The following is a 21,619-nucleotide window of genomic DNA, read 5'->3' as shown; positions in this document are numbered from 1 at the left end:
AACCTCATATCGATTCTTATTATATCTGCCCAAAACTGGGAAGCTATACTACAGCAATCAAGTTGCCATATATGCCAAATGGCAACTTACGCGAGGGAAGGGCAATTTTAAGAAAGTTTAATGCAACAGATGAGCGAGATGCTGACTATACCAGAGTTACCAAAAAGCGTGTAGCGAGGAGGAATAGGAAAATGCGAGGTTGGTTATCCAAATTCATCCACCGCAAACGTCGTCGGTTTTGCGCTTCTCTGGTGCGGACGTATCGAGAGATTAGTTCTGCTTCTGTGGATGAACTATGGCAAAAAGTGGCTGACATAGCAGACGTTTCCTGGCATCCACTGTTGAAAAGTACTAATGTACCCTATGGATTAGTCCCTAAACCTGGATTGATTTATCAAGCAGTCACACGCTTGTCACCGATTCCCATTCGTATTTTTGTGGAGTGCGTTAATCCTAGGGAGTTGTTGAGCGTAAGAGTACTGGCGATTCCTGGCGTAGAGGAACGGGTCACTTACAAAGTAGAGTCCACAGTTTGTGGCACTTGTTTGTCTTATTCTGTAACACTACGTGGTTGGTTATCGCCCTTAATTTGGCCTTTGTCCCGTCCCTATGCGGATCGAGTAGCGCGATCCTTAGTCGAAGCGGTAGAGGGGGCGACATTGCAAGCAGTATCAGGGAAGAGAAAATCCTTAAAAGATGGTTGTTTAGATTTTTAGTCAATAGTCATTAGTCATTACTCAAAGAGCTACTGACTCTAAACTCACTGAGTACGGACTATTGACTATTGACTTTAGACTCTGCAATGTTGACTTTGGACTCATTAACTTAACAATTAACAAAGCACTGAAAGTTAAGATTTTAGTAGATTAAGAATGAGTTTTTGTTAAAAATTTTTGCGATAGTAAGGCTAAAAAAACTATGTATGATGTCCTCGATTCCAGTTCAGTCCTAGAAGTGTTGCGACCAGTGCAAGACCCAGAACTCCGTAAAAGTCTGGTAGAGATGAATATGATTCGCAACATCAAAATTGATGGTAGCAAGGTGAGCTTTACCTTGGTATTGACAACACCCGCCTGTCCGTTACGTGAATTTATTGTGGAAGACTGCCAAAAAGCTGTGAAAAATCTTCCAGGGGTTACGGATGTCTCCGTAGAGGTCACAGCGGAAACACCCCAGCAAAAAAGCTTACCTGACCGCACTGGTGTTGTTGGGGTTAAGAATATCATTGCGGTTTCCAGTGGCAAAGGAGGCGTTGGCAAAAGTACGGTTGCTGTTAATGTAGCAGTTGCTCTGGCTCAAACAGGAGCTAAGGTAGGTTTGCTAGATGCCGATATTTACGGTCCCAATGACCCCACCATGTTAGGACTAGGTGATGCTGAGATGATAGTGCGATCCACAGAGAAAGGCGAAATACTAGAACCAGCTTTCAATCACGGCGTCAAATTAGTCTCAATGGGCTTTTTAATCGACCGAGATCAGCCAGTGATTTGGCGTGGACCAATGCTCAATGGAGTGATTCGCCAGTTTCTCTATCAAGTGCAATGGGGAGAACTAGACTATCTGATTGTTGATATGCCACCTGGAACAGGCGATGCTCAGTTAACCTTGACACAAGCAGTACCAATGGCAGGAGCAGTCATTGTTACCACACCCCAAAATGTGGCACTGTTAGATTCTCGAAAAGGTTTGCGGATGTTCCAACAGATGAACGTGCCTGTCCTGGGGATAGTAGAAAATATGAGCTATTTTATTCCACCAGATATGCCCGAGAAACAGTATGACATTTTTGGTTCTGGCGGTGGTTCTAAAACGGCGGCTGAGTTAGGAGTGCCGTTGCTAGGGTGTGTACCACTGGAGATTTCCACTAGAATTGGTGGTGATAATGGTGTGCCGATAGTTGTTGGCGAACCAGATTCAGCGAGTGCCAAAGCGTTAAAGGCGATCGCACTAGTCATAGCTGGTAAAGTATCAGTTGCTGCCTTAACATAGAAATTTGAATTTTCGCCTGGTTGAAGTTGATCAGGCTGGAATACAGATTTTTAGTTGTACCTAAATTTAAAATCTAACAGTTAAAGTTTAAAAGCATACAATGTTGTTAAAACGTTCGCTTCCTAAAATTCGTTGGAAGTATTGGGTTAAACCCTGGCAACAAGTCGATTGGTTATTGTTTTGTTTACCAATAGCTCTGACTATATTTGGCGGCATCATGATCCGCAGTACGGAATTGAATCAGGGACTCACTGATTGGTGGTGGCATTGGCTCGTGGGTGGCATTGGTCTTACTATAGCCCTGTTTATTGCTAGAAGCCGTTACGAAAATCTGATTCAGTGGCACTGGGTAACATACACAATCACCAATATTAGCCTTATAGCAGTGATGGTAGCCGGTCAGAGCGCCAAAGGGGCACAACGGTGGATTAATATCGTCGGCTTCAACGTGCAACCTTCAGAATTTGCCAAAATAGGTCTAATTATCACCCTAGCGGCATTGTTACACAAGCGCACCGCTTCTAGTCTTGATAGTGTTTTCAGAGCTTTGGCAATTACTGCTGTCCCTTGGGGATTGGTCTTCTTGCAACCAGATTTGGCAACGTCACTGGTGTTTGGTTCAATTGTCTTGGGGATGTTGTACTGGGCTAATGCCAACCCAGGCTGGTTGATACTGTTGGTTTCTCCGGTCGTTGCAGCAATTCTATTCAGTATACCTTGGCCGTTATCGGAAGTACCAATCGTTTTGTTCAACCAGATATCTCTTACACCGTTAGGGTTACTATGGTCAGGCGCCATGGGAATGCTTGGCTTTTTGACTCTTCCCGGAACAAGATACGGCATTGGTGGTATAGGTGCAATCAGTCTTAACCTTTTGGGTGGCGAATTAGGCGTGTTCGCCTGGAACCATATTTTGAAAGAGTATCAAAAAGCCCGCCTAACTGTATTTGTGAATCCTGAACACGACCCCTTAGGTGCTGGATATCACCTCATCCAATCTCGCATTGCCATTGGTGCTGGTGAATGGAGGGGATGGGGTCTTTTCAGGGGTCCTATGACTCAATTAAATTTTGTCCCGGAACAGCATACAGATTTTATTTTCTCTGCCGTGGGTGAAGAATTCGGTTTTATTGGTTGTTTGTTAGTACTGTTTGTCTTCTGCTTAATTTGTCACCGCCTGTTAAATATTGCCCAAACAGCCAAAGATAACTTTGGCTCTCTGCTTGCGGTAGGCGTTTTGTCTATGATTGTGTTTCAGATGATTGTTAATATTGGCATGACCGTTGGTTTAGCACCGGTAGCAGGCATACCCCTACCTTGGATGAGTTACGGTCGTTCTGCCATGCTTACAAACTTTATCGCCTTGGGACTGGTAGAATCAGTGGCAAATTTTCGCCAAAGGCAGAGGTATTAGTCGGTCATCATTTAGTCAATAGTGATTAGTCATTAGCACTAATACAAACGTAGCCAGAGAAATATTAAGCTATTAACAGGTAACTAGCAAGGTGAAAGAAAATGATTCTACCTGGAGCAACTGTTCGCGTCAAAAATCCCAAAGACACCTATTATCGCTCTGAAGGACTTGTGCAACGCGTCAGCGATGGCAAAGTCGCTGTTCTGTTTGAAGGTGGTAACTGGGATAAATTAGTTACCTTTCGCCTGTCGGAATTGGAACTTGTAGAAACCACAGCAGGACGTAAAGCAGGTAAAAAGTAAAAAATAAAAAGGCAAAAGAAAGAGAAATTGTTAACTTTTGCCTTTTTACTTTTGAACTTTTAATTTTGACTTTTTACTTAAGTTATGCGTCTTCCCCTGCCACAGTTTAACAGAAGCGATCGCCATGCAAATCATATTGCGGAGGTTATCGAGACTTCTACTTGCGAAATCTTAGCTCAATGTTTGGAACCAGAAGATTTGAGCTTTCCGTCTATGCCTCCCTTCGGCAGCTGGATTCGTTCTGTTGATGAAGAGTCGGGCAATCAAGTTTATGCTGTGGTGTATTATGCAACCACCATGCCCATAGATTCCGTACACCGGGCAGTGGCTCTGGGGCTGTCTCTACAGGATTTGCGAGAGGAGCAACCTCAGATATTTGCTATGCTAAAAACAGAATTCCGTGCTGTGATTGTGGGATTTGAGCAGCCAGCAGATACTCGTTTTTCCAATGAGCGGGTGTATCAGTATCTGCCTCCTCGTCCCCCACAAGTTCATCAAGCCGTTTACCGATGTGAAGCAGAAGCAATCATCAAATTCACTGAACAGCTAGATTTTCTGCGGACACTGCTTTCTGTAAACAGTGCTCCTGTGGATTCCTTAACCGCAGCTGCTATTCGAGAGGTGTATCAGTTACGCAAAGCTGACCGACAATGGCTAATTAAAGCCGGACGTACTTTGAGCGTGTTGCTCAAAGACGACTATGATCGCTTGCGGTTCATTTTGAGCCAGATCCACCCATAGGTAGTTAGTTCTTAGATAATCGTTTAGGTAGTCTAGATAAGATTTTTTGATTTTTTCATTAGGGTGAGTTTTGCAATTGAATAGATTCAACGATTACGCTTAAGGTAATCAAAGCACCACTATCGCCACTTCTGCGTCCTACCTATGGAACTCGTATCACAAGTTCTTGCTTTGGAACCAACTTCCCAAGTTCTCAGCAAGGAACCAATCGTTCCTTTTGCTATTTTATTGGTGGTTATTTTAGTTGTGCCCATCCTGTTAGAACGGCTGCAAATACCTGGATTAGTAGGTTTACTGGCTTCCGGGATAGTGCTTGGTCCTCACGGCTGGAATTTATTGCAAACAGAATCACCGATGATGAATCTGCTATCAGACATAGGGTTAGTTTACTTGATGTTTGTGGCAGGCATAGAAATAGACATACAGCAGTTTCGGCGCACAAAAAATCAGTCGTTGGGGTTTGGCAGCTTAACCTTTTTGGTTCCCCTCATGGTGGGAACTTTTGTAGGGCGGATTTTTGGCTTTGAGTGGAATTCAGCAATATTAATTGGCTCTTTATTCGCTTCCCATACCCTTTTGGCATATCCCATTATAAGTCGATTGGGAGTGGTAAATAACGAAGCCGTAACTGTTACCATTGGAGCCACCATTTTTACCGATATTGGTGCCCTACTGGTGTTAGCTGTCTGTGTAGCAATGAGAGATGGAGAATTCAGCTTTTTGCGGCTAACCACCCTGGTGAGTTTGTTAATTATATACTTAATTGTCGTTTTGGTAGGCTTTGATTGGGCGGGGAAAGAATTTTTCCGGCGCTCTGGTGATGATGAGGGAAATCAGTTTTTGTTTGTGCTGCTCTCCGTGTTTCTTGCTGCTGTGGGCGCACAATTGATTGGAGTAGAAAAAATTGTTGGAGCCTTTTTAGCAGGTTTAGTTGTCAATGAGGCAGTAGGAGAAGGTCCGGTCAAAGAAAAGGTGGTGTTTGTTGGCAGTGTGCTGTTCATTCCCATCTTCTTTGTTAACCTTGGTTTGCTTATTGACGTGCCTGCCTTTGTTGAAAGTATCGGTATCCTACAGTTAACGCTCTTCATTGTAGTTGGTTTAATAGCAAGTAAATTTATCGCTGCTTTTTTGGCAAAACTGGTTTATCGCTACAACTGGCAGGAAACGCTAACAATGTGGTCATTGTCAGTGCCCCAAGTTGGTGCAACGTTAGCAGTCACGTTAATAGGGTATGAAGCTAATCTGCTTGATTTGAGGGTCTTAAGTAGCGTCATTGTCCTCATGCTCATAACTTCAACTTTAGGACCGCTTATTACTAGTCGAGTAGCTGTAGGCTTAACTTCCTCAACACTTAAGGAGCAAAGGACTCTTACCCCGCCTTACCAGAAGCCAGAAGAAAGAGACAAACCTTACACGATAGTAGTACCTGTTTACAACCCTCAAACACAACAGCATTTAATTGAAATGGCAGCGCTCTTGGCGCAACAGGCACATGGCAAAATTGTACCGCTAGCGATTGCAACTGCTTTTGCTCACATGGATGCACCTCAGTTGGAAGCTTCTGTGCAAAGAAGTCAAAGGTTATTAGCAAAAGCGACAGCACTTAGTGATTTATTGAGTGTGGAAGCACAACCATTGCTGAGAATTGACGATGCTTTTGCTCAGGGAATTAGTAGAGCTTCGCGAGAACAAAAGGCAAGTTTGATTATCATGGGTTGGGGTAAACGTACTGGGTTGAAAGCACGTTTATTTGGTAATGTAATTGATAACGTTTTATGGGCATCCCATTGTCCAGTAGCGGTAACACGGCTGGTGGAATCACCAAAAAAAATTCAGCGCATCTTGGTGCCATTGGAAAATTTAATGACACCTTCATTACAGGCTGTCAAATTTGCCCAGATGTTAGCAGATGCAAATCAAGCACAGGTGACCGTGCTAAATGTCTGCGAACGCCGTACTAGTTCAAGTAAGATTGCTTGGAGGCGATCGCAACTGTCCTTACTTATCTCGAGATTAGCACTGCAAAATCCACCAGAGATTCAAATCATAGCTCATGAAAATACCGCTCAAGCAATTTTGCAGGCAGCGAGACTATATGACTTAGTCGTATTGCCTTTTATACGTAATCGCACTGTTCCTGGTGGGTTAGCAATTAGCGATGTCACCACTGAATTAGCCAAGCAACTTACCTGCTCAATCATCATGCTTGGAGAACCTCAACGTATTCAGACCGCAATTGTGCCGGCTGAGGTTACCAGTAGTACTACAGCTGCCATATCAGAAGGCGTTGTATGACTTAAGATGATTATATGCAATTGCAAGTCTAAAATCAGGAGAATTCTGAATCCAAAATTCCGATATTAAAATCATCCACGAATTTGTTTGATAGTTAACTCAATACATCCCCATTCTTAGATGAATTCAAATTTCAATACTCTCTATGGAAGCCTCATCTTCTATAAAACTTATGTCTAAAAAGTCTTGGATAGAAGCGGAGCATCTAGTGATTACATGACTGTCTTTATGTACGTAAAAACTTTTGTTTTTTATCTGAAAAACTTTATCTTTTTAAAGTTTTGGTAAAATCTCGGTTAAAAGCTTACATTTGCAGAAGATGTTTGTTATTTTTCTAATTGAAATTTGAAGTCAAATAGTGCATATATAACAAGCAAGCATCCCGAGGCAACTTGATAGGTTTAACAAAACCTTATCAGTTTTTCATGCAGGTAATGTATTTTTGTTTCAAGGCTGGGTAATCTAATATATAAGCGCAATAACTACTGCAAATACTTGTAAGTAACTGGGAAACTATGAGAATTTTGGTGACGGGCGGTGCTGGGTTTATTGGTTCCCATCTAATCGACCGACTAATAGCTGATGGACACGAAATCATTTGCTTAGATAATTTTTATACTGGGCATAAACGAAACATACTTAAGTGGTTCGATCATCCTTACTTTGAAATGATCCGCCATGACATCACTGAACCAATTCGCTTGGAAGTTGATCAAATTTACCATCTGGCTTGCCCAGCTTCCCCAGTGCATTACCAGTACAACCCCGTGAAAACAGTCAAAACTAACGTCATGGGGACGCTTAATATGTTGGGGTTGGCTAAACGTGTGAAGGCACGAATTTTGTTGGCTTCAACCAGTGAAGTCTACGGCGATCCTGAAGTGCATCCTCAAACAGAAGAATACTGGGGTAACGTTAATCCTATTGGAATTCGCTCATGCTACGACGAAGGTAAAAGAATTGCTGAAACATTAACATTTGATTACTACAGACAAAATAAAGTCGATGTTCGGGTAGCCCGTATATTCAACACTTATGGACCTCGAATGCTAGAAAACGATGGTCGAGTCGTGAGCAACTTTATCGTTCAAGCATTGCGGGGTATTCCTTTAACCGTTTATGGAGAAGGTTCCCAGACCCGTAGTTTTTGCTACGTATCAGATTTAGTAGAAGGACTGATACGACTGATGAATGGTGAATACATTGGTCCTGTGAATTTAGGAAATCCTGATGAATATACGATTTTAGAATTGGCGAAAACAGTGCAAGACTTGGTAAACCCCGATGCACAGATTAAGTTTGAGCCATTACCTTCTGACGATCCACGTCGTCGTCGTCCTGATATCACAAGGGCAAAAACTTGGTTAAATTGGGAACCTACCGTTCCTTTGCAACCGGGGTTAAAACTGACTATAGAAGATTTCCATGAGCGCATCAAAAGTGCTCAGTCCTGAGTAAAAAATTCGTGGATTCGTTGTGAAAACTTCTTTATAAAAGATTAACCCCGAAAAGCGAGGAATTGAAAAAAATGCGTGTTTGCGTCATCGGTACTGGTTATGTAGGTTTAGTAACAGGTGCTTGCTTAGCTCACATCGGACATGATGTTATTTGTGTAGACAACAACGAAGAGAAAGTCAAGCTCATGAAGTCTGGGCAGTCGCCCATCTTTGAGCCTGGACTGTCGGAAATTATGCAGTCTGCTATTAGTGCAGGTAAGATCCAATTCTCCTCAGATTTAGCTGCAGGAGTCGCTCACGGAGAAATTTTATTTATTGCTGTAGGAACGCCACCTTTACCAACTGGGGAGAGTGATACCCGCTATGTTGAAGCGGTTGCCCGTGGTATTGGCGCTCATTTAGACGGTGGGTATAAGGTGATTGTGAATAAATCCACAGTACCCATTGGTTCAGGAGACTGGGTGCGGATGATTGTCTTAGATGGCATAGCCGAACGCCAGAAAACACTGATCACCGCTGGTGGAGCGCCAAGCTACGATAAGCTGCCTGAGATTACAGCTGAGTTTGATGTCGTCAGCAATCCAGAGTTTTTGCGTGAAGGTTCGGCGGTGTACGACACCTTCAACCCTGACCGCATCGTACTGGGAGGCAACAGTTTAAAGGCAGTAGCCATGATGAAAGAACTGTATACCCCAATTGTTGAGCGTAAGTTTGCCGCAGACCAATCTCTACCCCCAGTGCCAGTGCTGGTGACAGACCTGAGTTCGGCGGAGATGATTAAATACGCTGCTAATGCTTTCTTGGCAACTAAGATTAGTTTCATTAACGAAATTGCCAACATTTGCGATCGCGTTGGTGCTGACGTGACCCAAATTGCAAAAGGTATCGGTTTAGACTCCCGTATTGGGAACAAATTCTTAAACGCTGGCATTGGCTGGGGTGGTTCCTGCTTCCCCAAAGACGTAGCTGCCCTCATTCACACCGCAGATGACTACGGTTATGAGGCTCAGTTGCTAAAAGCGGCTGTTAATGTCAACGAACGCCAGCGCGTGCTTGCCATTGAAAAACTCCAGCAAACCCTGAAAATCCTCAAAGGGAAAAGTGTGGGATTATTAGGTTTAACCTTCAAACCCGATACCGATGATATGCGCGATGCTCCAGCCCTCAACATCATTGAGCAGTTGAATAGACTGGGAGCCAAAGTTAAGGCATACGACCCAATTGTTTCTCAAACAGGTATGCGTCATGGTCTTACTGGTGTGCTGGTAGAAACCGATGCTGAAAGACTTGCCGATGGCTGCGATGCTTTGGTACTTGTGACTGAATGGCAGCAGTTCAAAAACTTAGACTACAGCAAGATGGCGGAGTTGATGAGCCACCCTGTGATGATTGACGGTCGTAACTTTCTTGACCGCGAGACAATGGTTAGAGCTGGTTTCCAATACGTAGCTATTGGTCGCTAACCCAATATTTAATCTCTCGTTCCCAGGTTATGCCTGGGAATGCTATTTTGGAAGTCCTGCCTTCATCAAATGGGACGGGTAAACCTTTTGAGAAGTCAAATTTATAAAGAACCTGATTTTTGCAAGAAGTTAAATAAGAAACTAGGGATTTTTAGGAATACGCTCAATTTCTGCATAACCACTAAAAATCAGGCGTTGACCCTCTGTTTCTAAACGGTTAAGGCGCATTTTTACCCCATCTAAGTCAAAACGGTCTAAGTCCACCATATTATCTAAAATTTCTGCCAGTGCTAGACTCAAGGTTTGTGAAATCTCCCGTTGTGCTTCTGGTACTTGGTCAAGTTCAATTTCTGGGTCTTTAAAACTAATACGTCGCCGCCGTTCAATACCTATAGTTACGGTCATATACAGCGGAACAAGTTCATCATTGTTTAAATCTGCCTTGGCTATAACCCGTAATCGATTTTGAGGCAGTAACTGTACCTGAATTTCGGGAAAAGAGACTGGTTGACCGCCAGATAATGCTGTTAATTCAGGTACAGTAAGATTTTCCAGACGCTTTTTTACCAATTCTGCTTTAAAAGATTGGTTAATGCCTGCTTCTAATAGGACGACTTGAGCAATAGCTTGAGTAGGTTGCTTCAGGCGCAGCTTACCGCTCAAAACGGAGCTAAAGTCAATAGCAACGGCATCAGTTTCTATAGAAATTTCCTCGGCTGCAAAGTCTCTGCGGATAACTAAGCCACGACCTGTCATTTTGAAGCTATCGATACTACCTTGCAAGAGTTTGCTAGAGGGATAGCATCGCACAGAGACTTCCACTGACTCGCTTTGAGTGAACAAGTGGCGAATCGTTTGGCTGGCGACGGTATTGAGCATCCGCTCTCCCCAGTCAGTGCCTTTAGGATCTGTTAAACCAGTAAGTCCGCCTAACATTCGAGTTTAAGTTTATAGAAGTTCTCTGTATTTTTGTAACAAATTGTGAAGGATTCAGCAAGTTTTTGGCAATTGAATGTGCTGATAGAAAGACGTGGGATAGCTAATGGTGGAGTATCTGGGTGAACGAAAATCATCCTTAGGCTAGAAATCTGAGGTGGTACAAAACAAAGCATACCTGTGTGGATATAGAACAAAATGTCTATGGCATGAGTATTGCCAGCTGTAACAGATGCGAGGATTACAATAAAAGTCAGATAGATGCCAGGTGAAGCCTATGACTTCTGTCACTACAGCTACCGACTCGATATTAACTTTACCCGACCATAAGCAGTTGCCGGACTCCGACGGGACATTTGTGAGCCAGTCACTTGCGGGGGTTCCCCCCGTTGTGCGAACTGGCGCGAAAAACCTGCAAGAACATCCCCAAAGTATCTTACTCCACAAAGGAGATTGAATGAAGGTGTTGAAATTAGCAAAAGCAAGGATAATTAATGGAATTTGTGCATCTTTATTTTTGACTTTTGTTGGTACACCTTTAGCTAAAGCTGCCAATCAAGCTGGTGACTATCGACAATTAGGACTATTCTATCGTCAACAAGGGCGGTATTCTGAAGCCATTACCGCAATGCAAAAATCCGTAAAACTCGAACCTGAAAATATTATGGGCCGAGTTAATTTAGGTTGGACATTGCATTTAGCAGGAAATGAGCAAGCAGCAGCACAATCTTTATGGGAAGCAATATATCAAAAGCCATTGTATGTTCCTGCTTACAATGCTTTAGGAATTGTCTATCTTGTTGATAGCAACTTAACAGCAGCAGTATTGGTTCATACTTGGGCAGCAATTCTCAAGCCAGATAACGAAATTGCTTATTTTAACTTAAGTTTAGCATTGCATCGGTTACAAATTTATAACTTGGCTATTGTAACTGCTAACCGTGCTGCTATTCTTGAACCAAATAATCCTCATCCTTTGGTTGCTAGTGCGATCGCCTATTGGGATAGTGGTAACAAAGAGACCGCAAAAAAAGTTTATACCCAAGCCATTAACTTAGATTCCAGGTATAGCAATAGAAATTTTTTAAGTCATCTTAAGCAAGCTGCCTTTAACCAAGAGCAAATAAAAAAAACAGAGCAAATATTGTTGTTAAAAGCGACAAAACTAAATTCAGAAAGATAACCTGACATTGGTATTTACCCGTAGAACTGATTCCTGTTGAAATTTTTGTTTATAGCTTGCTATCACCTCTTCAATCATCTGATTTCTATTTGAACTGTTTTCATAAATCAGAATGACTACTTTAGTCTTTTCCCTTGTCAGTTTGCCAGAACTGTTAAGGTACTGCCCGTAGGCATCCATCACAGTTAATCCTTCTTGAAACCGAGGTGTAATCACACGGTTCAAAAATAGCTGCCACTCAACCTCAGAGACCATCTTCCCTCCAGGTTTGGATAAGCCAAAGTACAACTCATCTTTAGTGAGAATCCTTTCACTTGAGTAGAAAGTGGATGTTTGGGGCGATTGGGCGCGAACGAAAGTATTTGTATCAGCAGGACCGATAAAAAGTAAACCTGTAAGAATGAGGCTATTTAAACTGTTTTGCAAAATTGCCATCGAAGCACCATGGATAGTATCACCAAGGTATAGCTTCACATCTTGATTCTAGTGTTCCGAAAAACTGAAGCAATGTGATACGCCGAAGCCGTCTGGGCTTCGCCCAATCGCCTCGGGGGGCACTTTGCGCCATCGCAATTGCATGAACTTTGGCGTATCAGTAGCAATTCATACTTTAGTGTTTCGCACTTGTTAAGATACCTTTTTGCTCATAAATTACGAGTACCAATTTTCTTAAACCTGGTAACTGTCTCGAGAAAAATATATACCCCAAAATACAAGCAATACCATCAATAATTAATGTATTGGTAGCACCAATACGCTCTGCCAATGCACCTCCTAACAAATTGCCAAAGGGTATCATTCCTAAAAATGACATAGTGAAAAAACTCATCACTCGTCCGCGTTTGTCATCTTCAACAATTGTTTGTAAAACTGTGTTGCTTCCAGCAACTTGGATGATTGTCCCCCAACCAACCAACAGCATTGCCAACAAAGAAAATGGCAGGAAGCGCGACAAAGAAAACGCAATCAAACCAATGCCCAAAATAGCTGGAGCTAAGGCAATCAATCTACCAAGTCCGACTACTGTTTGTCGTGTCGCTAAATAAATTCCACCTGATAGCGCTCCGACTCCCGATGCAGCCATCAAAAAACCTAGAGTTTGTGCGCCGCCTTTTAAGATTTCTTCTGCAAAAATCGGTACGAGTACTGTATATTGCATTCCCATCAAGCTAACTAAGGCTGATAGTAACAAGATGACACGAATTGGTGGAAAGCCAAAGGCGTACTCAAATCCCTCTTTAATTCTCTGCAAGGGATTAGTATCAATAACCGTGATTCTCCACGGCTTCACTTTCATTGCCAATAAAGCAAAAATTACAGCAATGTAGCTTAAACCATCAATCAAAAAACAGTAAGCTGTACCAATGCTAGCAATTAACAAACCTCCAATCGCCGGACCAATTAACCGCGCACCATTGAACATTGTGGAGTTGATAGCAATGGCATTTGCTAAATCGTCTCTTTGTTCCACTAACTCTGGCACAAATGCTTGTCTTGCTGGTGCATCAAAGGCATTAATAAATCCTTGAAACAAACTCAAGCCAATGATGTGCCAAATCTGAATCACGCCAGTAAACGCCAACAATGCTAGCATCAACGACTGAATCATTGACAGTAATTGCGTACCAATTATGGTGCGATAACGGGAAAAGCGATCCACGAACACTCCCCCAAAGGGAGCAAGAAAAAAGCTGGGAATTTGACTGGAAAATCCCACAAACCCCAGCATTATTGGTGATTTAGTTAAGTCATAAACCAGCCAAATAGTGGCAATTTGTGTCATCCAAGATCCAATTAGGGAAATACCTTGTCCAGCAAAAAACAGTCGGTAGTTTCGTGACTTTAGTGCTGGTAACAGTGGTCTCTTTCTCGTGTGTGAGTTCATTAAAGCCTTAGTTTATACCAATTCCATATCCTTTCATAGATATCATCTGACCTCATACCAAACCCCACTCCACAGGTGGAGTGGGATACCACTGCTTTTGGAAGAGGTAAGAGGGAACAGGTTACAGGGTATGGATGACAAATTTTTGCCCACACCCTGTTCCCTATTCCCTCGTAATACTTGACTTGCACGCTAACTTCTGTAAATACTTAGAACACGTAATATTTTTTAATAAAAACTCGAAAAGCGCCTCACCCGATTGGGTGATTCTACGATAAGTTATTTATTGCCTGATTGAGAAGTTGGGAAAATTGTTCGCGTTCAGCATAGGAAATACCACTCATGGCTTGCTCGCGAATTTCTACGGCAATGGGTGGTAAGGCTGTTTCCAATTCTTTACCCGCATCCGTTAGCCAAATACGCCAGATGCGGCGATCGCGACAGTCTCGTTCTCGACGAATCAATCCGCGTTCTTCCATTCTATCCAATACGCCAGTTAACGTACCGCCCACCTGTTGCAGTTTTTCCCCAATGCTGGAAGTGGGTAAACCATCTTCCTCCCACAAACAGCACAGAACTACCCAGTGAAAGGGGGTTAATCCAAACGGCTCCAAACGCTCAGTAAACTTGCGAGCGAGAAGTTGTGAGAGAAGTTTGATTCGGTAGCCTACACCGTAGGGTGCGCGAACTTGCTGCCACGACTCCAAATCTTGGGACTTGTTGGGTTTATAAACCATTTATCCTAAAAACTTAGCGTGCGTAATATCAATACTACAGCACTATTTTAGTGATTGGCAAGGACTACTTGTCAGGTTCTGATGAAGTCAGTTACGTCCGTTGCGCTTGTCAATCATGTCAGCTAACAGAGCAAACATTCCCAATTGAGTAGCAGCGACAAACAGAATTAGTGTGCGCTCCGTCAAATCGCGCCGGATAAAAATATCTTGATACAGAGTAATTAAAAAACCACTAAAAAATAAACCAGCTACAGGCAAGAAGACTCTTAAGGGAGCAAAATACACGCCCGTTCGCAAGATCAGCTGTACAAATCGTAATGTATCTTGAAATGGCTTAATCTTGCTTTTACCAACGCGATGATGATAGTTAATTGGTACGTAATGAACTACGTAATGATTGGTGAGCATCGCTACTGTAATCGTGGTCGTGAAGCTGAAGCTATCAGGTAGAATGTTGAGAAATTCCTCAACAACACTTTTACGGAATACTCTTAACCCACTATTTAAATCTGGAATGCTCCTCATTGTAATCCATTCTGCAAAGCGCACCAGAAACCATTTAGGTATTTTCCGCAAATTAGAGTAGTGGACTTTACTACCTATCCTGGCTCCGACAACCATATCAGCATCAGCAGTTAGAGCAACCAATTCGGGGATATGCTCGTTTGGATAAGTTCCATCAGCATCAGTAATTGCAATTATGGGATACTTTGCTTGACGAATGCCCGTTTTTAGGGCTGCACCATATCCCCTATTCCTACTGTGTTCAATGACACGAATGTCAATGTAAGAACACAGGAGATCACCTGTGGTATCCGTAGAGCCATCATTAACCACAATAATTTCATAATCACAATCTGCCAGTTCAAGGATAGAGCGTAAATTGTTCAGTGCGGCTGTAATGCTTTTTTCTTCGTTATATACAGGTATGACAAGCGAAAAAGCTGGACAGACAACCGTTGCCATTTGAAAATTTAGTGAAGCTTCCTTACCTGTTCGCGTGTCTTCCTGCATGACTTATTTTGGCAGAGTGTTTCTGTAGTTTACTATGATTTATTGTTCATTGTTATGAAAAGAAAATTAAGTTGGTCAATTAAATTCATAATTTATAATATTTAGTTTACTTGACTTTTTTAATGTAAACTACGAAGCGTAAACTTTGAAAAATAATGTTATTTTTTTAATTTTAATAACTAAGAATAAACGGTAATGAAGATAACAAATATACATCAACTTGTGACAGCGCTGCTCTTCAAAAAAACAAAATTCAATATGATGTTTTGGTTGAGTTTAAGCATAACAGTGGCGACGGTGTATGGCGTCCAAGCAATATTGCCAGCTTTTGGGCATGAGTATATCATTCAGGATGATGCACGACAGCATATTTTTTGGATGCAGCGATTTGTAGACCCTGAACTTTTTCCCCAAGATTTAATTACTGATTATTTTCAATCGATTTCACCACCTGGATATAAAGCTTTTTACCAAGCCCTAACATTAATAGGATTTCAACCATTTTTTTTAAGTAAAACCCTACCAATCTTACTAGGAGTCATTACAACTATCTACTGTTTTGGTGTTTGTCTAAAAATCTTGCCATTACCAGTCACAGGGTTTATCGGCACCTTGTTGATGAATCAAGGATTATGGCTTGCCGATGATTTGATTTCAGCTACATCTAGAGCTTTTTTATATCCATTATTTTTTGCTTTTACTTACTATTTTTTACAGCGAGCATTGTTACCATGCCTGATATCTCTAGCAATCCTGGGGCTGTTTTATCCAGGATTTGTTTTGATATGTGTGGGTATCCTGATTCTGCAAATTTTCAAGTTTGACAGAGGTTTACCGCGATTTTCTCAACAACGTAACGATTATTTATTTTGTGGACTGGGATTAGTAGTAGGATTAGCAGTTCTCTTGCCTTATTCCTTAGAATCATCCCTATTTGGTTCCTTAATTTCTGTTAGGGAAGCGAGAATTTTACCAGAATTTATGCCATCAGGACGAATGAGCTTTTTTCGAGACGACAACCCAATAAGGTTTTGGTTGAGCGCTAGTCGTTCTGGAATTAGGATATCGTTTAACCCACCGATAGTCATTTTAGGATTATTTTTACCGCTATTATTGCGATTTAAATCTCGCTTTCCTTTAGCTAAACAGGTACGTAATCATATCTCAATATTGCTACATTTGGTAGTAGTTTCGTTATTTCTATTTTTTGCTGCTCATATTTTGCTTTTCAAATTGTATCTTCCCAGCCGCTTCACAGTGCATAGTTTTAAGATTGTATTTGCTTTAGCCACAGCAGTGGTTCTGACACTTATATTAGATGCAGTTTTAAAAAATAGCAGTAAACAAAAGCTTTTGACCTTTGGTGCAACAGCCTTAATTGGGGTAATTATAGTTTTTTATCCTAATTTATTTTGGCAAAATAGCTTTCCTAGGAATAGTTACATTGTTGGTCAAGTTCCGCCTTTGTATCAATTCTTTCAGCAGCAACCTAAAGATACTCTCATAGCATCTTTAGCAGGAGAAGCAACGAATATACCAAGCTTTTCTCAACGTCCTATTTTAGTAAGTGGCGAATATGCGATCGCCTACCATGTCGGCTATTATCGTCAATTTCGTCAACGACTGGCTGATTTAATTCGCGCTCAATATAGCTCAAATTTAGCGGATGTTCAGAATTTGATTCAAAAATACGGAGTTGATTTTTTTCTCTTAGAGAAAGGCGCGTTTACAGCAGAATATCTTCAACAAGATAGGTGGTTGCGGCAGTATTTATCTTCCAAAGTGCCAAATGATCCAATAACGAAAATCACAAGGAATGCTTTAGAAGGTTTACAGCAGGGTAAGGTTCCAGCTTTATCAAAGGTTATGCAAAATTGTACGGCTTTTGAGACAGGAAATTTGGTGGTGCTAGAAGCAAAATGTATCAGCCAAAAATCCTAACAATAAAGCGTTTCCCAACCCAGTGAGGTACAAGGAAGAAGTAATTAACCACAGATGGACACAGATGAATATAGATAAATTTGTACCTCACCAGACTAGGAACGGCTATAGCGTTAATTGGATTCATCTTTTGCTGATGTAGAGACGTAGCATGCTACGTCTCTACATTGGTAATTAACCCATAAATGAATTTGGGATCTGTTGATCAAACAAAGACAAACTTTAAAGTGAAATTCAAAACTAATCAAGAAGTTGTACTAAACTCACTGTTTCCACAGTACCAACAACCCGATGAGGCTGAGATATGTTTGCCATCTGTTTATGAGAAATCCAAGCATAGCCAGAGGCTGGCAGTTTAGAAAGCTTTAGTCGCTTGCCGTGGTGAGGAGTGTAAAATTTGAGTAACACGTCAGTTTTACCTCTTATATCTACAAAGTTGATAGGAGATGAGTGTAAAACTTGAGCGATCGCAGGCTGTTGAAGAAAAGTTTTGATCTCAGGGTTGTAGTCCCCTAAAAAGCCACTACTACCAGCAGCAGCCAAAGTTATCCAAGCAGGGACTAACCAACCAGCTAACCAGTAACGAGAACTCAGATTTTTGCCTAAGTGGTAATGAGCAATCCACACCAAAGGTAGTATCAACCAACCTAATCCTAATGCTAATGCCAAAGGGGCATACTTGCGGACTTGGGCATCACCCCCAACAAAAGCAAGTATTCCCACTATTAACAGTAAAATACTGAATACTGCAAAGCCATAACTTAGATTGCGCTTAATTTTTTGTAGAGACGTTGCGTGCAACGTCTCTACATCCTGGTAAATTTTGCCTAGCGAGTTTAACCCCACAGCCGCAAGTAATGCAATGAATGGATACAGCGAAAGACTGTAGTGAGATAAACGAGTGGAGAAAAAACTTAGTTCGGTAAACAAAACAAGGGGATAGCCAATTAATATGAGTTGGTAGCGAGGAATAGGACGACGAATCACCAAAAATAAGCCAAAAACGCTGAAAAACACCCAAGGAAATGCTTTTAGAGGTAAATTCCAGAAATAAAACTCTAACCCGTTATGATGGCGTTCACCAGAACCTAAGTTGATCACAAAGTTAATTAATTTCACCAAACTAGCATCACCGTATCGCAACCAGTTGAGCCACAGCCAGATAAAAGTGGGAATTAAACCTACCACAAACCCAAAATACAACATGGGGTTGGTAAGATGACGATGACGGCGATGTTCCCCAATGAGATAAGGTAGCAAAGCGATCATTGGCAAAAAAATCACAAAGCTTCTGACTAAGAAGCCTAAGCCAAAACTAAAACCGACCAGAAAACACCAAGCAAAACGATATTTAGGCTGTAATTCAGCTTTTAGTAAAGACCAAATTGCTAAAAGGACTAGGAAAATCATCGGCACATCAGGTGTGCCTAAACGACAGTATTGCAGCCAAAGAAATTCTACACTCAAAATGGCAGCAGCAAGCCAAGCAACTTTTTTGCCAAGGATAATTTTGCCGATTTCGTATACAAGTAGTACGCTCAGAATGCCTGTAATCATACTAGGCAATCGCCCACTTGCTTCACTGATGCCAAACAGCGTGTAGAAACTAGCAACTAACCAATAAGCACCAGGGGTTTTGTGATGCGGAGTTGACCAGGGATGTACCCAATCGCTAGAGTCTATCATGAAGCGCGCTCGCCAAGCATAAAGCCCTTCATCATGTGCCATTAGGCTATCTTGCCCAGAACTGAACAGCAATAATGGGAGTATCCAAATTAACAAAGTGACCTGAGGAAAGGCTCTTAAAACTCCTATGAACAGCCTAATTGGATGAAGAAATTGTAGTTTATACAACATCGATTTGATACTAGCCAAATTCTTCGTTTGGCTGCTGATATTTTTGTCTGTTTTTAGAATACGTATGGTGGTATATCAATTATTTCCGCCAAACGGTACTTAAATTGACAAAATTTTAGACAACCTTGTTCTCAATAGACGTTTATGCCACTTAGACCAGAGGAACGCAATAAGCTAGATAGTACAGATGATAAGCTGTTCTACGAATATCCCCGCTTCGTCACCCATGTAGACGAAGGTTTTATTCAACAGCTGACGGACTTATATCGTGATCGCCTCAAACCCAACACTCGCATCTTTGATATCATGAGCAGTTGGGTGTCTCATCTACCAGAAGAGATGGCGTTTGCCCATGTTGAAGGACACGGACTGAATGCAGAGGAACTGGCACGCAATCCTCAGTTTAATCATTACTTTGTGCAAAATCTCAACGAAAATCCTCAGCTACCCCTACTAGACCAGGATTTTGATGCGGTTCTCAACTGTGTTTCAGTACAGTATCTGCAATATCCAGAAGCGGTCTTTTCAGAAATGCACCGCATCCTCAAACCTGGTGGCGTAGCAATTATCAGCTTTTCTAACCGAATGTTTTTTCAAAAGGCGATTGAAGCGTGGCGAGAGGGTACGGAAGCCAGTAGAGTTGAATTAGTGAAAGGTTACTTCTGTGCTGTTCCAGGATTTACATCCCCAGAAGTGATTGCCCGTCAGTCAACCCTTCCCAATTTCCTACAGTGGATAGGTGCTGCGGGAGGAGATCCGTTTTATGCTGTCATAGCTTACCGCAATGATTAGTCACTGATAGTTGCCCAAAACAGTGATTAGCAAAGTTCATTTTTTGGGTGTAAGCCGAAAGAAACGTGAATAATTGCCTGGAAGGTCAAGCATAAGGAGGTAAACATGATTTTCCCCTATCGTGTGCGTAGAATTTTTGCTGCTTTGTTATTATGTGTGTTACTGTTTACCACAGCCTGCGCTCAGAAAGCACCCGGAAGTTTTGACCAGGTACAGCAGGAAAGCAGTAAACAAAGAAGCGGTCAAGCAGTTGCCAGAGAAGCAACGCAAGGTGCTCAATTTAACAAATTCTTTCCACCTGCTGAAGATGGCTACCAACGCGTATTTACCCAAGAGAAAAAAGGCTTTGCTGAAGCAAAGTTGAAAAGAGACGGCAAAGATGTAGCCATGCTAGCTATCTCTGATACTAGTAGCGTACCAGGAACCGCAGCAAGCTACTCAAATAGCACCACACAAATTGCTGGTTATCCGGCGCGGCAACTTGGTAATACTCAAACTGCGATACTTGTAAACAATCGCTATCAAGTCAAAGTGATTTCCCGTGACCCGTCATTTACAGCAAGCGATCGCCAAGCTTGGATACAGAAGTTTGACCTCAATGGTCTATCGCGAGTGAAATAAAAGTTGTTGGGTGTCAAAAATTACCAATAACCAGTGACAAATGACTCAAGACGAATGACTTTTGACTACTAAGGAGACATTTGTGAGCAAACCGATTTTTGAGTTGGTTGATGAGCTTCCAACCAATAACTTGACCGTTTCTGCATTGCGATCGCTCGATTTTATCGCTCCTGGTGAGTGGCAAAACGTGGTTGGCTTTGTCAACACGATTAAAACCGTGACAGGCGAAACCGACGAAGCCCTAATTCAGCAAATTGGCGAGCGAGCGATTTATCTCTACAACGACCGTTCTCAGGGATATCAACGCGCCATGTGGCTTTACCAAACTGTTGATAGTACAGATAGAGCACTTGGTACAGCAGCTTTGGCGAACAAAGTGGGTGAGAAAATTCCTCTATTGGGCTTTTTAAACCGAGTCACTCCCAAACCTGAGAAAGCACAAACCATTGATCTGTCCCTAAAATTAGTCGCTGAGTTGGTCGCCTTTTGCCAAATTAACGGTATTCCCGGAGACAGCATTGGAGATTTTGTCGCGTCTTTGGGTGAGTATAGCGGCGAGTCGTTCATCCGTATGGCTGGCTTGGTTTGCTTTGATGGTTTGTTACCTCTTGGTTCAGGCTTTATCTCCAAAGCATTATCTACAATTAGTCAGACAAGTCCACAAGAGTTAGAGAAAAACTCGACTTTCCAAAATATCCAAAACGACATCCCCGGTCAAGATTCTGGCAGCAAACTTAACTTTATCGGGGAAAGCTTTGACTCAGTCAAAGGTTGGATGAGCAGTTTAGTTGCGTCGAATAATTTATCCCCGCAAAAGGTCGCCAACAACTTGCAAAACTTTATTGACTTTGCTGATGATAAATTAGACTACCTAGCTGCGTTCATAGATGTATCGACGAATTACTACGAACATACAGGCACGCAAACCTTGGCACGTCGCCTGATTGAGCGAGCTGTAGCTGAAATTTAACTCGATAGTTTTATAGGTAATT

Annotated in this window: 19 protein-coding genes and 1 pseudogene; 14 read left to right on the top strand and 6 right to left on the bottom strand. The window is 42.0% G+C overall.

Going from position 1 to position 21,619, the window contains the following annotated elements; genetic code table 11:
- Window positions 1-191: 191 nt before the first annotated feature.
- From MAS10914_RS0108740 to MAS10914_RS0108705, 8 genes are all read left to right on the top strand, one after another.
- On the top strand, window positions 192-716 hold the full coding sequence (locus tag MAS10914_RS0108740; RefSeq protein WP_026082424.1) for a hypothetical protein: 525 nt from the start codon (window positions 192-194) through the stop codon (window positions 714-716).
- Window positions 717-918: 202 nt separating this feature from the next.
- A complete protein-coding gene (locus MAS10914_RS0108735) occupies window positions 919-1,989 on the top strand; it encodes an Mrp/NBP35 family ATP-binding protein (protein WP_017315543.1) in 1,071 nt (356 codons plus the stop codon).
- A gap of 100 nt (window positions 1,990-2,089) precedes the next feature.
- On the top strand, window positions 2,090-3,403 hold the full coding sequence (gene rodA / locus MAS10914_RS0108730) for a rod shape-determining protein RodA (RefSeq protein ID WP_017315542.1): 1,314 nt from the start codon (window positions 2,090-2,092) through the stop codon (window positions 3,401-3,403).
- Window positions 3,404-3,504: 101 nt separating this feature from the next.
- Window positions 3,505-3,705 (top strand): NAD(P)H dehydrogenase subunit NdhS, encoded by a 201-nt coding sequence (locus MAS10914_RS0108725; RefSeq protein WP_017315541.1) that lies wholly within the window; start codon window positions 3,505-3,507, stop codon window positions 3,703-3,705.
- Window positions 3,706-3,789: 84 nt separating this feature from the next.
- Window positions 3,790-4,446 (top strand): hypothetical protein, encoded by a 657-nt coding sequence (locus MAS10914_RS0108720; RefSeq protein WP_017315540.1) that lies wholly within the window; start codon window positions 3,790-3,792, stop codon window positions 4,444-4,446.
- Between the two features lie 144 nt (window positions 4,447-4,590).
- Window positions 4,591-6,741: a cation:proton antiporter domain-containing protein gene (locus MAS10914_RS0108715; RefSeq protein WP_017315539.1), complete on the top strand. Its 2,151-nt coding sequence runs from the start codon at window positions 4,591-4,593 to the stop codon at window positions 6,739-6,741.
- A gap of 515 nt (window positions 6,742-7,256) precedes the next feature.
- The gene (locus MAS10914_RS0108710; protein ID WP_017315538.1) at window positions 7,257-8,195 is read left to right on the top strand and encodes a UDP-glucuronic acid decarboxylase family protein; all 939 of its coding nucleotides are present in this window, start codon (window positions 7,257-7,259) and stop codon (window positions 8,193-8,195) included.
- A 74-nt stretch (window positions 8,196-8,269) separates the two neighbouring features.
- On the top strand, window positions 8,270-9,661 hold the full coding sequence (locus tag MAS10914_RS0108705) for a UDP-glucose dehydrogenase family protein (protein WP_017315537.1): 1,392 nt from the start codon (window positions 8,270-8,272) through the stop codon (window positions 9,659-9,661).
- 141 nt (window positions 9,662-9,802) lie between these two features.
- Here MAS10914_RS0108705 and MAS10914_RS0108700 read toward each other — a convergent pair whose 3' ends face one another.
- The gene (locus MAS10914_RS0108700; protein ID WP_017315536.1) at window positions 9,803-10,597 is read right to left on the bottom strand and encodes an LmeA family phospholipid-binding protein; all 795 of its coding nucleotides are present in this window, start codon (window positions 10,595-10,597) and stop codon (window positions 9,803-9,805) included.
- Window positions 10,598-10,874: 277 nt separating this feature from the next.
- On the opposite strand from MAS10914_RS0108700, the pseudogene MAS10914_RS35445 reads away from it, so the two are divergent.
- Both MAS10914_RS35445 and MAS10914_RS0108690 read left to right on the top strand, forming a co-directional pair.
- A pseudogene (locus MAS10914_RS35445) lies at window positions 10,875-11,039 on the top strand (Uma2 family endonuclease); the annotation flags it as partial.
- A 15-nt stretch (window positions 11,040-11,054) separates the two neighbouring features.
- Window positions 11,055-11,780, top strand: a complete 726-nt coding sequence (locus MAS10914_RS0108690; protein ID WP_017315534.1) for a tetratricopeptide repeat protein — start codon at window positions 11,055-11,057, stop codon at window positions 11,778-11,780.
- Here MAS10914_RS0108690 and MAS10914_RS0108685 read toward each other — a convergent pair.
- The 4 genes from MAS10914_RS0108685 to MAS10914_RS0108670 all read right to left on the bottom strand — a co-directional run bounded on the left by MAS10914_RS0108685 (window position 11,769) and on the right by MAS10914_RS0108670 (window position 15,416).
- Window positions 11,769-12,215, bottom strand: a complete 447-nt coding sequence (locus tag MAS10914_RS0108685) for a DUF3574 domain-containing protein (RefSeq protein WP_017315533.1) — start codon at window positions 12,213-12,215, stop codon at window positions 11,769-11,771. The genes MAS10914_RS0108690 and MAS10914_RS0108685 overlap by 12 nt on opposite strands.
- A gap of 175 nt (window positions 12,216-12,390) precedes the next feature.
- Window positions 12,391-13,665, bottom strand: a complete 1,275-nt coding sequence (locus MAS10914_RS0108680; protein WP_017315532.1) for an MFS transporter — start codon at window positions 13,663-13,665, stop codon at window positions 12,391-12,393.
- A gap of 269 nt (window positions 13,666-13,934) precedes the next feature.
- Complete coding sequence (locus tag MAS10914_RS0108675) at window positions 13,935-14,402, bottom strand: MarR family winged helix-turn-helix transcriptional regulator (RefSeq protein ID WP_017315531.1); 468 nt, start codon at window positions 14,400-14,402, stop codon at window positions 13,935-13,937.
- Window positions 14,403-14,489: 87 nt separating this feature from the next.
- The gene (locus tag MAS10914_RS0108670; protein ID WP_017315530.1) at window positions 14,490-15,416 is read right to left on the bottom strand and encodes a glycosyltransferase family 2 protein; all 927 of its coding nucleotides are present in this window, start codon (window positions 15,414-15,416) and stop codon (window positions 14,490-14,492) included.
- Window positions 15,417-15,674: 258 nt separating this feature from the next.
- On the opposite strand from MAS10914_RS0108670, the gene MAS10914_RS0108665 reads away from it, so the two are divergent.
- Window positions 15,675-17,357 carry a hypothetical protein gene (locus MAS10914_RS0108665; RefSeq protein ID WP_232224135.1) on the top strand — a complete coding sequence of 561 codons (1,683 nt, stop codon included), beginning with the start codon at window positions 15,675-15,677 and terminating at the stop codon, window positions 17,355-17,357.
- 240 nt (window positions 17,358-17,597) lie between these two features.
- Here the strand turns inward: MAS10914_RS0108665 and MAS10914_RS0108660 are convergent, their stop codons facing one another.
- Window positions 17,598-19,214, bottom strand: coding sequence for an ArnT family glycosyltransferase (locus MAS10914_RS0108660; RefSeq protein ID WP_017315528.1), 1,617 nt, complete (start codon window positions 19,212-19,214; stop codon window positions 17,598-17,600).
- A 144-nt stretch (window positions 19,215-19,358) separates the two neighbouring features.
- Between MAS10914_RS0108660 and MAS10914_RS0108655 the strand changes: the two genes are divergently transcribed.
- The 3 genes from MAS10914_RS0108655 to MAS10914_RS0108645 all read left to right on the top strand — a co-directional run bounded on the left by MAS10914_RS0108655 (window position 19,359) and on the right by MAS10914_RS0108645 (window position 21,597).
- Window positions 19,359-20,006: a class I SAM-dependent methyltransferase gene (locus tag MAS10914_RS0108655; protein ID WP_017315527.1), complete on the top strand. Its 648-nt coding sequence runs from the start codon at window positions 19,359-19,361 to the stop codon at window positions 20,004-20,006.
- A 105-nt stretch (window positions 20,007-20,111) separates the two neighbouring features.
- A complete protein-coding gene (locus MAS10914_RS0108650) occupies window positions 20,112-20,627 on the top strand; it encodes a hypothetical protein (protein ID WP_017315526.1) in 516 nt (171 codons plus the stop codon).
- Window positions 20,628-20,709: 82 nt separating this feature from the next.
- Window positions 20,710-21,597 carry a hypothetical protein gene (locus MAS10914_RS0108645; RefSeq protein WP_017315525.1) on the top strand — a complete coding sequence of 296 codons (888 nt, stop codon included), beginning with the start codon at window positions 20,710-20,712 and terminating at the stop codon, window positions 21,595-21,597.
- Window positions 21,598-21,619 lie beyond the last annotated feature (22 nt).

The sequence above is a fragment of the Mastigocladopsis repens PCC 10914 genome, assembly GCF_000315565.1.
GTDB classification, from domain to species: Bacteria; Cyanobacteriota; Cyanobacteriia; order Cyanobacteriales; family Nostocaceae; genus Mastigocladopsis; species Mastigocladopsis repens.
Note: the sequence above shows the minus strand (reverse complement) of the source record. Positions and strands in the feature narration are given on the sequence as shown.

Coding starts and splice junctions, on each gene's coding strand:
- MAS10914_RS0108740 (WP_026082424.1), top strand. CDS start 192: ATGCGAGGTTGGTTATCCAAATTCATCCACCGCAAACGTCGTCGGTTT.
- MAS10914_RS0108735 (WP_017315543.1), top strand. CDS start 919: ATGTATGATGTCCTCGATTCCAGTTCAGTCCTAGAAGTGTTGCGACCA.
- rodA (WP_017315542.1), top strand. CDS start 2,090: ATGTTGTTAAAACGTTCGCTTCCTAAAATTCGTTGGAAGTATTGGGTT.
- MAS10914_RS0108725 (WP_017315541.1), top strand. CDS start 3,505: ATGATTCTACCTGGAGCAACTGTTCGCGTCAAAAATCCCAAAGACACC.
- MAS10914_RS0108720 (WP_017315540.1), top strand. CDS start 3,790: ATGCGTCTTCCCCTGCCACAGTTTAACAGAAGCGATCGCCATGCAAAT.
- MAS10914_RS0108715 (WP_017315539.1), top strand. CDS start 4,591: ATGGAACTCGTATCACAAGTTCTTGCTTTGGAACCAACTTCCCAAGTT.
- MAS10914_RS0108710 (WP_017315538.1), top strand. CDS start 7,257: ATGAGAATTTTGGTGACGGGCGGTGCTGGGTTTATTGGTTCCCATCTA.
- MAS10914_RS0108705 (WP_017315537.1), top strand. CDS start 8,270: ATGCGTGTTTGCGTCATCGGTACTGGTTATGTAGGTTTAGTAACAGGT.
- MAS10914_RS0108700 (WP_017315536.1), bottom strand. CDS start 10,597: ATGTTAGGCGGACTTACTGGTTTAACAGATCCTAAAGGCACTGACTGG.
- MAS10914_RS0108690 (WP_017315534.1), top strand. CDS start 11,055: ATGAAGGTGTTGAAATTAGCAAAAGCAAGGATAATTAATGGAATTTGT.
- MAS10914_RS0108685 (WP_017315533.1), bottom strand. CDS start 12,215: ATGGCAATTTTGCAAAACAGTTTAAATAGCCTCATTCTTACAGGTTTA.
- MAS10914_RS0108680 (WP_017315532.1), bottom strand. CDS start 13,665: ATGAACTCACACACGAGAAAGAGACCACTGTTACCAGCACTAAAGTCA.
- MAS10914_RS0108675 (WP_017315531.1), bottom strand. CDS start 14,402: ATGGTTTATAAACCCAACAAGTCCCAAGATTTGGAGTCGTGGCAGCAA.
- MAS10914_RS0108670 (WP_017315530.1), bottom strand. CDS start 15,416: ATGCAGGAAGACACGCGAACAGGTAAGGAAGCTTCACTAAATTTTCAA.
- MAS10914_RS0108665 (WP_232224135.1), top strand. CDS start 15,675: ATGATGTTTTGGTTGAGTTTAAGCATAACAGTGGCGACGGTGTATGGC.
- MAS10914_RS0108660 (WP_017315528.1), bottom strand. CDS start 19,214: ATGTTGTATAAACTACAATTTCTTCATCCAATTAGGCTGTTCATAGGA.
- MAS10914_RS0108655 (WP_017315527.1), top strand. CDS start 19,359: ATGCCACTTAGACCAGAGGAACGCAATAAGCTAGATAGTACAGATGAT.
- MAS10914_RS0108650 (WP_017315526.1), top strand. CDS start 20,112: ATGATTTTCCCCTATCGTGTGCGTAGAATTTTTGCTGCTTTGTTATTA.